The organism is Brevundimonas sp. GW460-12-10-14-LB2 (assembly GCF_001636925.1).
Taxonomy (GTDB): domain Bacteria; phylum Pseudomonadota; class Alphaproteobacteria; order Caulobacterales; family Caulobacteraceae; genus Brevundimonas; species Brevundimonas vesicularis.
Genome location: NZ_CP015511.1, coordinates 2,654,017 through 2,669,614, shown reverse-complemented (window position 1 = coordinate 2,669,614; position 15,598 = coordinate 2,654,017). Strand labels below are relative to the sequence as shown.

Below are 15,598 nucleotides of genomic sequence, written 5' to 3'. Positions count from 1 at the left end.
TCCAATCTGTACGGCGCATGAATGCCCGCCACGTCCGCGCTCGCCATGGCCCTGACAAGGCCGCCGATTAGGCGTATGGGAACCGCCGCACATCCCCAGATCGAGGACGACGCCGTGAGCGTGACCCAGACGGACCACACGACAGACCGCGCCATTCAGCCGGTTTCGATGACGCAATACGACGCCGATTTTCAGGCGTTCAGCGACGCACTGGGCGTCTCCTTCTCGCGCTATGGCTTTGCTGTGGTCGCCGACCATGGTCTGGACGAGGCGCGCATCACCGCGGCCATCGACGACGCCAAGGCTTTCTTCGCCCTGCCGGAAGAGGTGAAGCGTCAATACCATCAGCCCGGTACGGGCGGCGCGCGCGGCCTGACACCGTTCGGGGTCGAGGCGGCCAAAGACGCCAAGACGGTCGATCTGAAGGAGTTCTGGCACGTCGGCCGGGAACTGACCGAGGGCCACCCCTATCGCCGCTATATGCGCGACAACGTCTGGCCGACCGAAGTCGAGGGCTTCCGCGAGCATCTGTATGGCATGTTCGAGGACCTGGATGCGCTCGGCGCCAAGATCCTGCGCGCCATCGCCCGCTATCTGACGCTGGGCGACGACTTCTTCGCCGACAAGGTCGAGATGGGCAACAGCGTCCTGCGCATGCTGCACTATCCGCCGGTACCGGCGGATGCGCCCGGCGTGCGTGCCGGGGCGCACGAAGACATCAATGTCATCACCCTGCTGCTGGGCGCCGAAGAGGCTGGTCTGCAGCTGAAGGACAAGGACGGCAGCTGGCTCGACATCGCCCCGCCGCCGGGCGCGCTGGTCGTCAACATCGGCGACATGTTGCAGCGGCTGACCAACCACGTCCTGCCGTCGACGACCCACCGCGTGGTCAATCCGGCGCCCGAGCGTCGCGGTTTCGCCCGCTATTCGACGCCCTTCTTCCTGCACTTCAACCCGGACTTCCCGATCGAGACCCTGCCCAGCGCCATCACGCCGGACAATCCCGATCGCTATGCGGGCAAGACCATCCTGGCTGAAGATTATCTGACCGAACGCCTGCGGGAAATCCGCCTGCTGTAAGGCGTCAGCGGGAAATCCGTAGTCGGGTGATGTCGCGTCCAATGGCCTGGAAGTCGTTGGACAGATCCGCGCCCGACTGCGGTAGGAAGGCCTTGTCCTTATCAGTGGCGCAGGTGCTGAGGATGTTGGCCGCGTCGCTGCCGGGCGTGATCGAGAAGCCCACGGTGTAGACGATCACGCCCTTGGCCTTCATGCCGGTGCAAAGCTTTGCGGCCTGATCGAACGGGTCGCCGTTCGTCGCGTCGCAGGCGATCTTATCGTAGAGATTGCCGGACCCGGAGCCGGCGTCGCGAGCGATGACACCGCCGCAATAGGGGGTGTTGAACTCGCCGTCCGTCATCAGGATGACGGCCTTCAATACCTTGGTCGGCGCATAGGCGGCGGCCGGGTTCGACGACCACAAACCATTGAACTGGTTGGATACCGTGTACCAACCCCAGCCCAGGCCGATCTGACCCGCCGTCGAGCCCGTGACAGACAGGCCGTTCACGAGGCTGGTCAGCGTGTCGATGTTGGACGTCAGCGGTTGAATGATCGCTGCCGGGCAGGGATTGCGGGGCGACGCGTAGTTTCGACCAACGTAGGCCGAACCGGGAGCCGTGTCGGTGTAGGCCGATGAGCCAGCGCGCTCGCTGACGCAGGTCGTGTTGTCGAATACGTTCAGACGATTGTATTGCGGATCGCGGAAGACACGTTTGGCGCATCCGTCACGGCCGCACTGAACCGCGCCGCCGTTGGAATAGTCGGCGTAGGTCGCGCCACCGACAGGCACAACGAAGGCGTCCTTGGACGTGCGCTCGTAAACTTCAAATAGGCCGCTGCTGTTGTTCAGCGCCGTCATGCCGTTCACGCCAGTGATCTGCACCCCCTCGTCCTCAGACAGGCCGTGATTCACGGAGGTGATGGTCACGAAGCAGTCCGAGCGCATGCATTTGCGGATCTGACCGCCCGAGCTGTAGCTGCTGTATCCGCTGCTCGTGTTCAGCGCATACCAGTTCTGGCCGGATTGATATTGCAGGGACACCCGATTGGCGTCGATCCGCACGACCTTGTAGGCGCGGTTGTTGATCTGGGTCATGCCGCTGACGCCGCTGATCCAGACGTAGTCGTCGGTCGATAGCCCGTGGCCGTTGGCCGTCACGACGCCAGGCGAAGCGCGCGTGATGCCGGAGATCGACTTGGCTGCGGCAGCCGCCCATGCGGCGCCGCTGATGCTGGTCGATCCAATCGAGGCGCCGCGTGCGGCGTCGGCGCGAGTGCCCAGATTTACGCCGATCGAATAGGGCACGATGGACATGCGAGAATAGTAGGGCGTCTGTTTCGACGCCGGCTGAACGACCAATTTGATCAGCTGGTTTGCGGCGTTCTTCAAATCGCCGATCCGGTTGTTGCTGGCCATCGAGCCGGTGATGTCGAGCACCAGCGAAACCTCGATGTCCTTGGACGATCGATTCACCTCGGAGTGGACGCTGACCGGCAGTGTGTCGTCCAGTATCTTGCCATAAGGCGGCAGGACCACGTTGGCGATCAGGGTCTTCACCTGGACCTGGATGTCGGCGATGACGATCTGGTCTTTCGTCAGCTCGATCTTGACGGCGTCGTCGGCGAACGGCTCCACAGAGGCGTTGCGCAGATTGGCTCTCAGGGCCACCAAGGCGACGGTCTTCAGGTCTTTGGGATCGGTGTAGGACGAGCGCGCTGCGGCCAGGGCGGCCGCGTCCAGCGCGTCTTGAACGCGAGCCTTGGCCGTCGTCACGCGGTTGATATCGATGCCGCCCAGGGTCAGCATGATCAGCGCCGGCATCACCAGGGCGAAGATCATCACGACGTTGCCGCCGCGGTCCGACGACAGGCGCGACGTGAACGTGCGCAGAGCCTTCACCGCCCTGCCGATCCGATTGGAAACCTTCACCATGCCCATCCCAAAGGACGCGGACCGCCCGATTAGCGCTCAGTTTGCCATCGGGCGGTTAAGGGAATTGTGAAGGGGACGGTTAACGCCGCCGCGTGATCAGGCGGCGCTCCATCCGCACTGGTGACCGCGGTTCTGTTCCTGGAGCCAGACGTTCAGCGGGGCGAAATAGTCGGCGATGGCCGATGCGTCGTTGCCGTCATCGCCGGTGAAGGCCTTCATCGCCTCCTGCCAGGGCTGCGACTGCCCCATCTGCAACATGGCGTTGAAGCGGGCGCCGACCTCCTTATTGCCGTAAACGGAGCAACGATGCAGCGGCCCGGTCCAGCCGGCCTGTTTGCAGGCCGCGCGCTGGAACTGGAACTGATAGATGGCCGCCAGGAAGTAGCGGGTATACGGCGTGTTTCCGGGCACATGGTATTTGGCGCCCGGATCGAAGGCGTTGGCCGGGCGCTGTCCAGGCGGAACCAGACCCTGGTATTGCAGCATGTCGGCGGTCCAGGCGGTATTGTAGGCGGCCGGCGCCGTCTCGCCTGAGAAGACGTCCCAGCGCCAGCGGTCGACCATCAGGCCGAACGGCAGGAAGGCGATCTTGTCCAAGGCCATCTTGAGCAGGAAGGGGATGTCCTCCTCTGCGCCCGGCGTCGTCTTGAGCAGGCCGATCTGGTTCAGATAAGTGGGGGTCAGGGCCGACAGGCCGACGAAGTCGCCGATGGCTTCGTGGAAGCCGTCGTTCGCGCCGTTGCGGAACAGCATCGGCTGGTTCTTGTAGGCGCGCTGATAGTAGTTGTGACCCAGTTCGTGGTGGACGGTGTAGAAGTCGTCGCCGTTTACGTTGGTGCACATCTTGATGCGGATGTCGTCGGCGTTGTCCAGGTCCCAGGCCGAGGCGTGACAGACGACTTCGCGGTCGCGCGGGCGGGTGATCTGGCTGCGTTCCCAGAAGGTCTGAGGCAGCGGGTCGAGGCCCAGCGAGACGTAGAAGCCCTCGCCCGTCTTGACCATCTTGGTCGCGTCGTAGTCGGCGGCCTTCAGCAGTTCGGTGAGGTCGTAGCTTGAGGCGCCGCCGCTGGGCGGGGCAACCACATCATAGATGTTGCCCCACTGTTGGGACCACATATTGCCCAACAGATCGGCGCGGATCGGGCCGTGGTCGGGCTGGACCGCGTCGCCGTATTTGGCGTTCAGCCTGGCGCGCACATAGCAGTGCAGGTTCTCGTAGAAGGGCTTCACCTGGGCCCACAGCCGATCGGTCTCGGCGGCGAAATCGTCGGCGGGCATGTCGTAGCCTGACCGCCACAGGGCGCCGGTGTCGGCGAAGCCCAACTCACGCGAGCCCTCATTGGCGATCTCGACCATGCGGGCGTAGTCGTCGCGCATGACCGGCGAGATGGTGCGCCAGCCTTCATAAAGCGCCTTGGTCTCGGCGGGATCGCGGCTGTCGGCCAGGATCAGCGAGGCTTCGTCCAGGGTGATCGGCTTGCCCTTGAAATCGAACTTGCCGGTCGAATAGGTCGAGTCCAGCCGCGTCGTGATCTGGGCCAGCTCGTCGGCCGCGCCGGGACGGTTGGGCGCGGGCAGAACCAGGCTGAGTCGCAGCAGATTCAGCTTGCGGCGCACGACCGGATCGACCTGGACGTCGTTGAACTTGGCCGCCTGATTGGCCAGCTGGACCTGAAGCTCGGTCGCCTCGGCGTTAGCCTTGGATTCCAGCCACATCGTGTCGAAGGTGATGTTGGTGGCGCGCGCCCATTGGATTCGGGCGACATATTCGCTGACCTCGGCCCATTTGGTTTCGGCGTCGGCGATAAAGGCCGTCGCACCCTCGGCGGTGATCGGATAGTCGGCGCGCATGCCGCTGACGGCCGGCGCGGGCGTCGTCGAGGCCGTCTGTTCGACGCCCGGCGCGCCGGCGGCGGGTTCGCTGGTGCTGGCGCAGCCGGCGGCGAAGGCGAGGGCGCAGACCGCGACGGCGGTCATCATCTGACGCTTCATGGTGGATCTCCTGAACAGCGCGGGCAGGAGAGGTCAGGCCCGGTCGCCCGTCAAGCGTGACGGTTCAGCGACCGACGACGCAGGTGTTCAGACCCTCGTTGCGCACCGTGCCCATAGCCGCCTGAACGCGAGCGGCGCGCCGACGCACATAGGGGCCGGGCGCGGCGGCCTCGTAACGGCGCGGGGCCGGCAGGATGGCGGCCAGACGCGCCGCCTCACGCGGGCTCAGATCGCGGGCGTCTTTGCCGAACCAGTGGCGCGACGCGGCCTGGGCGCCATAGACGCCGGGCGCCCATTCCACCACGTTCAGATAGACCTCCATGATCCGTCGCTTGGACCACACGGCCTCGATCAGGACGGTGTAGCCCGCTTCCAGACCTTTTCGGATCCAGTCGCGGCCGGGCCACAGGAAGACGTTCTTGGCCGTCTGCTGACTGATGGTCGATCCGCCGCGCAGGTGCCCGCCCTCGGCGTTATGGTCCAAGGCCTTCTGGATCGCCTCCATGTCGAAGCCGTGGTGGCTGCAGAACCGGGCGTCCTCGGCGGCGATGGCCGCGTTGACCAGATTAGGCGAAATCTGGTTCAGACCGCGCCACTGGTAGTCCATGCCGTCGCCCCTCGCGAGCTGGCGCAGCATCAGTATGGTGGGCGGCGGCGGGACAATGGCGACGATCAGCACGCCCGCGACCGGGATCAGGGCCAGGATCAGAAGCGCGGTCAGCACCACGCGACGCCAGCTCTTGCGGCCCGTCGCCATCAGAGGATCAACACCCCGGCGGCGCCGTCTTCGTCGGCCCAGGCCACCTTGTCGACGGCGGGGCTCAGCGACAGGGCGACAATGGCCGGCCCCTTCTCGGCCTTGACGAAATTCAGACCCTGGGCCGCCGGATGCGCGACCCAGACCCGACCGTCGGTCAGGCCGGCGGCCAGCAAACCCTGATCGGCGCGGGCCGAGACCAGATTGACCAGGGTCGTGTCGTCATAGCCGATCTCGGTCGCTTCGCGCCCCATCGGTCCGTTCGATCCGATGAAGGGCCACAGGACCGCGCCCTGCGCGCCCGAGGTCGCCATCAGCTGACCATTGGCCAGGAAGGCCATCGAGCGCACCTTGCCCGGATAGCCGCCCATGCGCAGGTTCTTGGCGTCCTTGATGCGCCAGCCGTGCATCTGATTGTCCTGCATGGTCGTGACGACGAAGGCGCCGTCGGGCGAAAAGGCGACGCCGGTGTGCGATCCGGCCCAGGCCAGCTTCACGGGCTGCTGTTTCTCGATCCGCGCATACCACAGGGCCGCCCCGCCATAGGTCGAGGTGGCGATGCGCCGGCCCTTGGGCTCGAAGGCGACGCCGGAGACGGTGCGCTCATGCTGGAAGTCGCGGCGGAAGCCGACCTCCTTGGGGTCGATCACCGACAGGGTGCGGCCGAAGGAGAAGGCGATCAGACCCGAGGCCGGCGAGGCGTCGATGGCGTCGATCCACTGGTTCTTGGTCGTGGCGAGAACGACTGGGTCCTCGTCGTGACGGGTCCAGACGACCTTGCCGTCATCGCCGCCTGTGACGATCCCGTCGCCGGACGGATGAACGCAGGCGCACAGCACGGCGCCGTCGTGCGCCTCCACCCGCGTCCGGTCCTCGAACCGGACCGAGCCGTCGCCGAGGGCGAAGACAGCGCCGGTGTTGTCGAACAGGGCGGCGGTGACCTGGGCGTCGAAATCGAAGTTCATAGGCCGCATGTAGCGACCCGACCTTGCCGCGTCACCTTCTGCTTGCCCGCTAGACCGGATCAGTCGGCTTGGGCGTCACTGGCGCAGGCTCCGCCTGCGCCTTTCCCTGTTCGTCGGGCAGGGGGATGAACTCCAGATCGTCCGCGTCCGGCAGCGTCATCCGGCCCGCCTTCCAATCGGCCTTGGCCTGATCGATGCGGGCCTGGCTGGAGGCCACGAAATTCCACCAGATCAGCCGTTCACCCACCGGCTCGCCCCCCAGCACCATGACGGTTGATTGGGTCACGGCCTTGACCGTCGGCTCGGCCGTCGGCTCCAGCACGATCATCTGGCCCTCGTGGAAGGTGCGGTCGCCGACCTCGATGGAGCCCTTGGCCACATAGAGCGCACGCTCGCTCATGCCCCCGGCGCCCTTGCCGGACGGCGGGGCGGTGCGCACGCCGGGCTGAAGCTCCCAATGGATATAGAACAGCGGCGACGACACCGGCACAGCCGCCTTGGCGCCGTAAGCCTCGCCCGCGACCAGCCGCGCGAACAGGCCGCCGTTCTCGTAAGCCGGCTGGGCGTCCTCGCCCAGGTGGTGGAAGGCCGGGTCCATCTCTTCGGCCTCGTCGGGCAGGGCGACCCAGGCCTGCATACCGTGCATCGGCCCGCCCTTGCTCTTCTTCAACGGATCGGTGCGCTCGGAATGGACGATGCCCTTGCCGGCGGTCATCCAGTTGACCTCGCCCGGCCGGATCGCCTGATCGTAGCCGAGATTGTCGTGGTGCATGATCTCGCCCTCGAACAGATACGTCAGTGTCGACAGGCCGATATGCGGGTGGGGGCGCACGTCGATGGCCGTGGCGCCCGGCGCGAACTCCGCCGGTCCCATCTGGTCCAGGAAGATGAAGGGCCCGACCATCCGGCGCGAATGGAAGGGCAGGACGCGCCCGACCTCGAACCCGCCCAGGTCCTTGCGGCGTGCGTCGATCACCAGTTCGATCATGTGTCGGCTCCCAAAGCGGCCCGCGCCGCCTGAGCGACGTTATCCGACGTGAGGCGTGATGATGCCAAGAGGCAGTGCGGTCACATTCTTTACGCCGCGCGTGACGATGTGGCTTTCGCAGTCCGAGACGATGCCGAGGGCCAGCAGCTTCTCGCGCAGGAACAGGTCGAAGGCGTGCATGTCCGAGGTGATGATGCGCAGCACATAGTCCTCGCGCCCCGTGATGGTGGCGCACTGGACCACTTCCGGCCATTTGGCCACGGCGGCCTCGAAGACATTGAGGTTTTCCGCCGAGGGCAGCATTAGTTTGACGATGGCGTAGACCTCGAAGTCCAAGCCCAGAAGCTGAGCGTTCAGCAGGGTGACGCGCTTGGTGATCAGGCCGGAGTCTTCCAGCCGCTTGATCCGCCGCCAGCATGGCGAGGCCGACAGTCCGACGCGATCGGCGACCTCTGCGACCGACAGCCCGGCGTCTTGTTGCAGGATATCCAGGATGCGGGCGTCAATGGGGTCGAGTTCGTCGGCCAATGCGTTTCTCCGATTATGATTATCGCGAAATAAAATACCCGATATCGGGATTGCGCAAGGTCAAATTGAGCGAGCACCTGCTTAGGGGTCGTGTTATCACACGTCCAGAGGAAACACGGACGGACCCCAGAACGGATATGGACGCCCGCATGAACGATAAAATGAACAAAAAGAACAGCCAGCCCCTGTCCTTGCGCGTGCCGGAGCCGTCCGGCCGTCCCGGCGATACGCCGGACTTCAGCCATCTGCAGATGGACCCTGCCGGTGTCGTCGAACGGCCCGAGGTCGGATCGACGCCTTATCAGATGCGCGATCTCGCCTTCCGCCTGATTCGGGTGCTGGATGATGAGGGCGCCGCAGTCGGCCCGTGGAACCCTCGCCTAGATCCCGAGACGATGCGCCGGGGCCTGAAGGCCATGATCCTGACGCGCGCCTTCGACGACCGGATGCACCGCGCCCACCGCCAGGGCAAGACCAGCTTCTACATGAAGTGCACCGGCGAAGAGGCTATTGCGGTCGCGCAGGGCATGATCCTGAGCCGCGAGGACATGGGCTTCCCCACCTATCGCCAGCAGGGGCTTTTGATCGCACGCGGCTATCCGCTGGTCGCGATGATGAACCAGATCTATTCGAACGCCGAAGATCCGATCAAAGGCCGCCAGCTGCCGATCATGTATTCGGCCAAGGACTACGGCTTCTTCACCATCAGCGGCAATCTGGGCACCCAAGTGCCGCAGGCTGTCGGCTGGGCCATGGCCAGCGCCTACAAGGGCGACGACAAGATCGCCATCAGCTGGATCGGCGACGGCGCTACGGCTGAGGGCGACTTCCACAACGCCCTGACCTTCGCCTCCGTGTATCGCGCTCCGATCATCCTGAACGTCGTCAACAATCAGTGGGCCATCAGCTCCTTCCAGGGCATCGCCGGCGGGCTTGAGACGACCTTCGCCTCCAAGGCCATCGGTTATGGCCTGCCGGCCCTGCGGGTGGACGGCAACGACTTCCTAGCGGTCTGGGCGGCGACCCAGTGGGCCGAGGAGCGCGCGCGGTCGAACCAGGGGGCGACGGTGATCGAGCTCTTCACCTATCGCGGCGCCCCGCACTCGACCTCCGACGACCCCAGCCGCTATCGCCCCGGCGACGAGCATGAGAAATGGCCGCTGGGCGATCCGATCGAACGTCTGCGCCAGCATCTGACCGTCATCGGTGAATGGGACGACGAGCGTCACGCCGCCGCGCTGAAGGACGCTGTCGAGCAGGTCCGCGCCGCTGGCAAGGAATCCGAAGCCATCGGCACCCTGGGCCAGTCGCGTCCCAGCGTGAAGACGATGTTCGAAGAGGTCTATGCGACCGAAGACTGGCGGCTGATCGAACAGCGCCGCGAGGTGGGGGTCTGACCATGAGCGAGCAAGCCACCTTCACCGACGCCGATCGCAACGACGGCGTCGAGCCCGACATGGTCGACCAGAACGCCGCCCCCGCCTCGGAAGCGACGGGCGCGGGCGTGGTCCCCATGAACATGATCCAGGCGCTGAACTCGGCCATCGACGTCAAGATGGCCGAAGACGCCAACGTCCTGTCGTTCGGCGAGGACGCCGGCTATTTCGGCGGCGTCTTCCGCGTCACCGACAAGCTGCAGCAGAAGCACGGCCTAACCCGCAGCTTTGACGCCCCGATCTCGGAATGCGGCATCGTCGCCGCCGCGATCGGCATGGGCGCCTATGGCCTGCGTCCGGTCGTCGAGATCCAGTTCGCCGACTACATCTATCCGGCCTACGATCAGATCGTCTCGGAAGCGGCCAAGATGCGCTACCGCTCGGGCGGTCAGTTTACGTCGCCGATCACGGTGCGCAGCCCCTATGGCGGCGGCATCTTCGGCGGCCAGACCCACAGCCAGTCGCCCGAAAGCCTGTTCACGCATATTGCGGGCCTGAAGGTCGTCATTCCGTCAAACCCCTATGACGCCAAGGGCCTGCTGACCGCCGCCATCGAGGATGACGATCCGGTCGTCTTCTTCGAGCCGAAGCGGCTCTACAATGGGCCATTCGACGGCTGGCACGAGAAGCCGGTCTCGCCGTGGAAGGCCCAGGATCTGGCCCAGGTCCCGACCGGCAAATATGTCGAGCCCATCGGCAAGGCGCGCGTGATGCGCGAAGGAAACGACGTCACCATCCTGGCCTATGGGACCATGGTCTGGGTCGCCCTGGCCGGCGCGGAACACGCGGGCGTGGACGCCGAGGTCATCGACCTGCGCTCGCTCGTGCCGCTGGACATCGAAGCCATCGAGGCCTCGGTGAAGAAGACCGGCCGCTGCGTCATTGTGCACGAGGCGCCCAAGACCTCGGGCTTCGGCGGCGAGCTGTCGGCTCTCGTGCAGGAGCGCTGCTTCTATTCCCTGGAAGCGCCGATCGCGCGCGTCACCGGTTGGGACACGCCCTATCCGCACGCTTTCGAATGGGAATATTTCCCCGGACCGCAAAGGGTCGCAGACGCCTTGAAGAGCGTCATGACGGGAGGTCGATAAGATGGGACGTTTCGTCTTCAAACTGCCCGACGTGGGCGAAGGCACCGCCGAGGCCGAACTGGTCGGATGGCACGTCAAGGTCGGCGACACCGTCGCCGAGGACCAAATCGTCGCCGACGTCATGACCGACAAGGCCACGGTCGAGATCACCGCTCCGGTCAGCGGCAAGGTCGTCGCTTTGCATGGCGAACCCGGCGCCATGGTGCCGGTGCGCGGTCCCTTGGTGGAGTTCGAGGTCGAGGGTGCGGGCAATGCCGATGACGCCCCGACGCCCGTCGCCCCCGCCGCCGCCAAGCCGGATCCCGCACCCGTGATCGCCGAGTCGCCGAAGGTCGAAACGCTGGCAGCCCCCGCTGTCGAGGCGCCGACATCCGGCAACTATGTCTTCAAACTGCCTGACGTCGGAGAAGGCACGGCCGAGGCCGAGCTGGTCGGCTGGCACGTCAAGGTCGGGGATGCGGTCGAGGAAGACCAGATCATCGCCGACATCATGACCGACAAGGCTACGGTCGAAATCACCTCGCCGGTCGCCGGAACCGTCGTCGCCCTGTACGGCGAGGCAGGCAAGTCCGTGCCGGTCGGCGGACCGCTGGTCGCATTCGATGTCGAGGGTCGGGGCAATGTATCGACGCCCGTCGCGGCGCCGAAACCGGCCTCCAAGCCGACCGAGAATGCGACGACGGCTTCCGCCGCGATTTCGACGGCTCAAAGCGCGACTTCAGCGACTGCGCTCTCAAAGCCCGTTCCCGCCCTGACGGGACGTGCGCCCGGCGAACGCCCGTCGGCCTCGCCGGCCGTGCGCAATCGCGCGCGGGATCTGGGCGTCGATCTGACCTTCGTGCCCGGTTCCGGCCCGGCGGGTCGGATCACGCACGAGGATTTGGACGGCTTTATCGCGCGCGGCGGTTCGCAACCCGCACCGGCGCCGTCCGGCGGCGGCTCGACCTATGCGAAGGCGCAAGGGACGACCGAGGTCAAGATCATCGGCCTGCGCCGCAAGATTGCGGAGAAGATGGCCGAGAGCGTGCGCCGCATTCCCCACATCACCTATGTCGAGGAAATCGACATGACGGCGGTGGAGGAGCTGCGCGCCCACCTGAACGCGACGAAGCAAAAGGATCAGCCCAAGCTGAACCTGCTGCCCTTCATCGCCCGCGCCATCGTGGTCGCCCTGCGCGACCAGCCGCAGATCAACGCCACCTACGACGATGAGGCCGGCGTCCTGACCCAGCACGCTCCGGTCCATCTGGGCATCGCCGCCCAGACGCCGAACGGCCTGATGGTGCCGGTGGTGCGACACGCCGAGGCCCGCGACCCCTATGACACGGCGCTGGAGATCGCGCGCGTGTCGGGCGCAGCCAAGGACGGCTCGGCCAAGCGCGAGGAACTGTCCGGCTCGACCATCACCATCACCTCGCTCGGCACGCTGGGCGGGGTGGTCCACACCCCGATCATCAATCACCCCGAGGTCGCCATCCTCGGTCCGAACAAGATCGCCGAACGGGTCGTGGTCCGCGACGGCCAGATGGTCGTGCGCAAGATGATGAACCTGTCCTCCAGCTTCGACCACCGCATCGTCGATGGCCACGACGCGGCGGTTTTCGTCCAGCGGATCAAGGGACTGCTGGAACATCCTGCGACGCTGTGGATGGGGTGAGTATATGGCTCGGATTGAGGTTGCGGCCACGGACGCTGATGTTGTCGAACGGCTCGCACTCCTTCTTGAGGAAACTGCTGGCCACAAGTACAGCACGACGGCTGCCTTGGGCCTGTCCACGGCCATTTTCGCCTGGACCGCCGAGCGGGTGCGAAGGCCGGAGCCACTAGCTCAGGCGCTAGCCGCACGGTGGAAAGCCGAAGGTGCTGCGGACGAGCCATGGTCTTTGCCTGCTCCGCTAAGCGGCGGCTCAGCTTTCGACGCACTCATCAGACTACGTCGTTCTATGTGCCATGCGGACGGTGACAGAGTTCATCCTCAGAACGACCCCAATTGTCTCACCGGGTTCGTAATGGATGCCAACCATGAGGATCCCGCTCCCTTGAACGAGTGGCAGCTTCGGCGCTTCGGTCTTCAGATTGCCGAGCAATTTGTTCAACACATGCGTCAAAACGAAAATCCATGACCCAAACCCTGAAAACCAAAGTCCTGATCATCGGCGCGGGCACTGGCGGCTATGTCGCCGGCATTCGGTGCGGCCAACTGGGGCTGGACACCGTGCTGGTGGACGGCGGCGACGGGCTGGGCGGCACCTGCCTGAACGTCGGCTGTATCCCGTCCAAGGCCATCATCCATGCGGCGGGCAAGTTCGAGACGGTGGCCAAGGCGGCGGGCGGCGGGACGCTGGGCATCACGGCGGCGGCGCCCGCCATCGACCTGTCGCAGACGGTCGCGTGGAAGGACGGCATCGTCCGTAAGCTGAACGCCGGCGTCGCGGCCCTGCTGAAGAAGGCCAAGGTCAAGGTCATCAAGGGCTGGGCCGAGTTCGCCGACGCCAAGACCTGCGTTGTGAAGACCGACGAAGGCGACATCCGCATCACCGCCGAACACGTCATTCTCGCGACAGGGTCCGAGCCGGTCGAACTGCCCTTCCTGCCGTTCGGCGGCGACGTCATTTCATCGACCGAGGCGCTGAGCCTGTCGGAGGTTCCCAAGAAGCTGGTCGTCGTGGGCGGCGGCTATATCGGCCTGGAACTGGGCATCGCCTATCGCAAGCTGGGCGCCGAGGTGGCCATCGTCGAAATGGCCGAGCGTATCCTGCCGCTCTACGACAAGGCTCTGACCGATCCGGTCGCCAAGTGGCTGGAGAAGCATGGTGTCGAGCTGCACCTGGGCGCGCGCGCTGGGGGCTTCGGTGACGGTAAGCTGTCGATCACGACGAAGGACGGCGAGCCGCTGCAGTTGGACGCCGACAAGGTGCTGGTCACGGTCGGTCGGCGTCCCCGTACGCAGGGCTGGGGTCTGGAAAACATGGGCGTGGCCATGGCTGGCCCGTTCGTGAAGATCGACCAACGCTGCGCCGCCTCCATGAAGAACGTCTGGGCCGTAGGCGACCTGACCGGCGAACCCATGCTGGCGCATAAGGGCTCGGCCCAGGGCGAGGTGGTCGCCGAAATCATCGCCGGCCACGACCGCATCTTCGATCCCGTCACCATCGCCGCCGTCTGTTTCACCGAGCCCGAAATCGTTTCGGCCGGTCTGGGCCCGAACGAGGTCGCGGGCCGCGACGATGTGATCCAGTCGGTCTTCCCCTTCGCCGCGATCGGCCGCGCCCTGGCCATCGAGGCGGGCGAGGACGGCGGGTTCGTGCGGGTGATCGCGTCCAAGGCCGATCACCGCATCCTGGGCATCCAGGCGGTCGGCCAGCATGTGTCGGAACTGTCCAACAGCTTTGCCCAGATGATGGAGATGGGGGCGGTGCTGGAAGACGTGGCCGGAACCATCCATGTCCACCCGACCCTGGGCGAGGCCTTCCACGAGGCCAGCCTGCGCGCCCTCGGGCACGCCATCCACATCTGATCAGATCCGGTCCAGCCGCTTCGCGTGGTTCGCCACCATGCGAAGCGCCAGGCCATCGGGCAGGAAGCGGGCCAGTCCGGCCATGACGTTGTTCATGACGCCGGGGGTGACGCTGGGATGGTTGGCCTCGCAGGCGTCATAGCCGATGCGCGCCACGCGCGCGGCGTCCATCCACATCCAGGCCGGATAGGCGCTGGAGACCTGCTCGCGCGAGCCGTTAACGTCGTGGAATTCGGTCAGGGTGTAGCCGGGGTTCAGCACGGTGACGTGAACGCCGGTCCCCTGCGTCTCAAGATGCAAGCCCTGCGACGCCTTGATCAAGAAGCTCTTGATCGGTCCGTACAGGGTGTCGCCCCCAGTCGCGGGCATCTGGCCGGCCAGGGAGGCGACGTTCAGCACCCGGCCGAAGCCCCGCTGGATCATGCCGGGCAGCAACAGGCGCGACAGCTCGACCGGCGCGGTCAGCATGACCTGCATCATGGCGCGATGGGTGTCCAGGTCGGTGTCCAGAAAGCCGGTGACACGGCTGAATCCCGCATTGTTGACCAGGCCGTCGACGGTCAGGCCGCGGGTCTCGATGGTCGCGACCAGCCGCTCGGGCGCCGCGGGGTCGGACAGGTCTTCGGGGATGACGGTCGCGGTCACGCCGTGGGCGGCGGTCAGGTCGTCGGCTAGGGCCTGCAACGGGGCTTGGCGACGCGCCGTCAGAATCACATTCCAACCCTCGGCCGCATAGATACGGGCCAGGGCCGCGCCGATGCCGGCGGAGGCGCCGGTGATCAGAACGGTTCGGTTCACGGCGCGATCAGGCCGCGACGGGGCAGGACTTGTGCGGCGCAAAGGCCGCTAGCGACATCGGGTTCTCGGCCAGAAGGTCGGCGATGGTGATCTTGGACAGGGCTTCGGTCGCGGCCTCGTCCGCAGCGGTCAGGGCCTTGGCGACCTGGCGCGGGATATGTTCGCTGATCGGGCAACCCTTGGCGCCGGCAGGGGGCGAACCGATGTGGGCGCAGCCGTTCACCGCCTTCAGCACCTGATCCAGCCGAATGTCCTCGGGCTGACGCAACAGCCAGGAGCCGCCGGTCGCGCCCGGACGGGTGGCGATCAGCCCAGCCTTGGCCAGAAGGGCGGTCACGCGGCGCACCACGACGGGATTGGTCGGGATCGAGGACGCCAGCACGCCGCTGGGCATCGCCTGCGCAGGCCCGAACGCGCCCTTGTGGGCCATATAGGCCAGGGCGTGGGCGGCGACGGGGAAGCGTTGGCTGTCTGACATGGTTCTGTTCCTGATGCGAAAATAGGCGTTCAGGGGCCGAATCACAAATCGCGCCG

At 65.7% G+C, this 15,598-nt stretch carries 13 protein-coding genes; 5 read left to right on the top strand and 8 right to left on the bottom strand.

Annotated elements, in window-relative coordinates:
* Positions 1-168: 168 nt before the first annotated feature.
* Positions 169-1,080 (top strand): isopenicillin N synthase family dioxygenase, encoded by a 912-nt coding sequence (locus tag A4249_RS13235; RefSeq protein ID WP_066555206.1) that lies wholly within the window; start codon positions 169-171, stop codon positions 1,078-1,080.
* A gap of 4 nt (positions 1,081-1,084) precedes the next feature.
* Here the strand turns inward: A4249_RS13235 and A4249_RS13230 are convergent, their stop codons facing one another.
* The 6 genes from A4249_RS13230 to A4249_RS13205 all read right to left on the bottom strand — a co-directional run bounded on the left by A4249_RS13230 (position 1,085) and on the right by A4249_RS13205 (position 8,225).
* The gene (locus A4249_RS13230; RefSeq protein WP_066553417.1) at positions 1,085-2,995 is read right to left on the bottom strand and encodes a TadE/TadG family type IV pilus assembly protein; all 1,911 of its coding nucleotides are present in this window, start codon (positions 2,993-2,995) and stop codon (positions 1,085-1,087) included.
* Between the two features lie 96 nt (positions 2,996-3,091).
* Positions 3,092-4,987, bottom strand: a complete 1,896-nt coding sequence (locus A4249_RS13225) for a M2 family metallopeptidase (protein WP_066553415.1) — start codon at positions 4,985-4,987, stop codon at positions 3,092-3,094.
* A gap of 64 nt (positions 4,988-5,051) precedes the next feature.
* Positions 5,052-5,744, bottom strand: a complete 693-nt coding sequence (gene mtgA / locus A4249_RS13220; RefSeq protein ID WP_066553413.1) for a monofunctional biosynthetic peptidoglycan transglycosylase — start codon at positions 5,742-5,744, stop codon at positions 5,052-5,054.
* Positions 5,744-6,709 (bottom strand): WD40 repeat domain-containing protein, encoded by a 966-nt coding sequence (locus A4249_RS13215; protein WP_066553410.1) that lies wholly within the window; start codon positions 6,707-6,709, stop codon positions 5,744-5,746. Before A4249_RS13215 ends, mtgA begins: the two co-directional genes overlap by 1 nt.
* Positions 6,710-6,758: 49 nt before the next feature.
* Positions 6,759-7,697 carry a pirin family protein gene (locus A4249_RS13210; RefSeq protein WP_066553408.1) on the bottom strand — a complete coding sequence of 313 codons (939 nt, stop codon included), beginning with the start codon at positions 7,695-7,697 and terminating at the stop codon, positions 6,759-6,761.
* Between the two features lie 39 nt (positions 7,698-7,736).
* Positions 7,737-8,225, bottom strand: a complete 489-nt coding sequence (locus A4249_RS13205) for an Lrp/AsnC family transcriptional regulator (protein ID WP_066553406.1) — start codon at positions 8,223-8,225, stop codon at positions 7,737-7,739.
* A gap of 161 nt (positions 8,226-8,386) precedes the next feature.
* On the opposite strand from A4249_RS13205, the gene A4249_RS13200 reads away from it, so the two are divergent.
* The 4 genes from A4249_RS13200 to lpdA all read left to right on the top strand — a co-directional run bounded on the left by A4249_RS13200 (position 8,387) and on the right by lpdA (position 14,266).
* Positions 8,387-9,622: a thiamine pyrophosphate-dependent enzyme gene (locus A4249_RS13200; RefSeq protein WP_199061472.1), complete on the top strand. Its 1,236-nt coding sequence runs from the start codon at positions 8,387-8,389 to the stop codon at positions 9,620-9,622.
* A gap of 2 nt (positions 9,623-9,624) precedes the next feature.
* Positions 9,625-10,749 carry an alpha-ketoacid dehydrogenase subunit beta gene (locus A4249_RS13195; protein ID WP_197458391.1) on the top strand — a complete coding sequence of 375 codons (1,125 nt, stop codon included), beginning with the start codon at positions 9,625-9,627 and terminating at the stop codon, positions 10,747-10,749.
* 1 nt (position 10,750) lies between these two features.
* Positions 10,751-12,406, top strand: a complete 1,656-nt coding sequence (locus tag A4249_RS13190) for a 2-oxo acid dehydrogenase subunit E2 (RefSeq protein WP_082854171.1) — start codon at positions 10,751-10,753, stop codon at positions 12,404-12,406.
* Between the two features lie 462 nt (positions 12,407-12,868).
* Positions 12,869-14,266: a dihydrolipoyl dehydrogenase gene (lpdA, locus tag A4249_RS13185; protein WP_066553402.1), complete on the top strand. Its 1,398-nt coding sequence runs from the start codon at positions 12,869-12,871 to the stop codon at positions 14,264-14,266.
* Here the strand turns inward: lpdA and A4249_RS13180 are convergent, their stop codons facing one another.
* Positions 14,267-15,064, bottom strand: coding sequence for an SDR family NAD(P)-dependent oxidoreductase (locus A4249_RS13180; RefSeq protein WP_066553399.1), 798 nt, complete (start codon positions 15,062-15,064; stop codon positions 14,267-14,269). It lies immediately after the preceding gene.
* Between the two features lie 7 nt (positions 15,065-15,071).
* Positions 15,072-15,542, bottom strand: coding sequence for an Rrf2 family transcriptional regulator (locus A4249_RS13175; protein WP_066553396.1), 471 nt, complete (start codon positions 15,540-15,542; stop codon positions 15,072-15,074).
* Positions 15,543-15,598 lie beyond the last annotated feature (56 nt).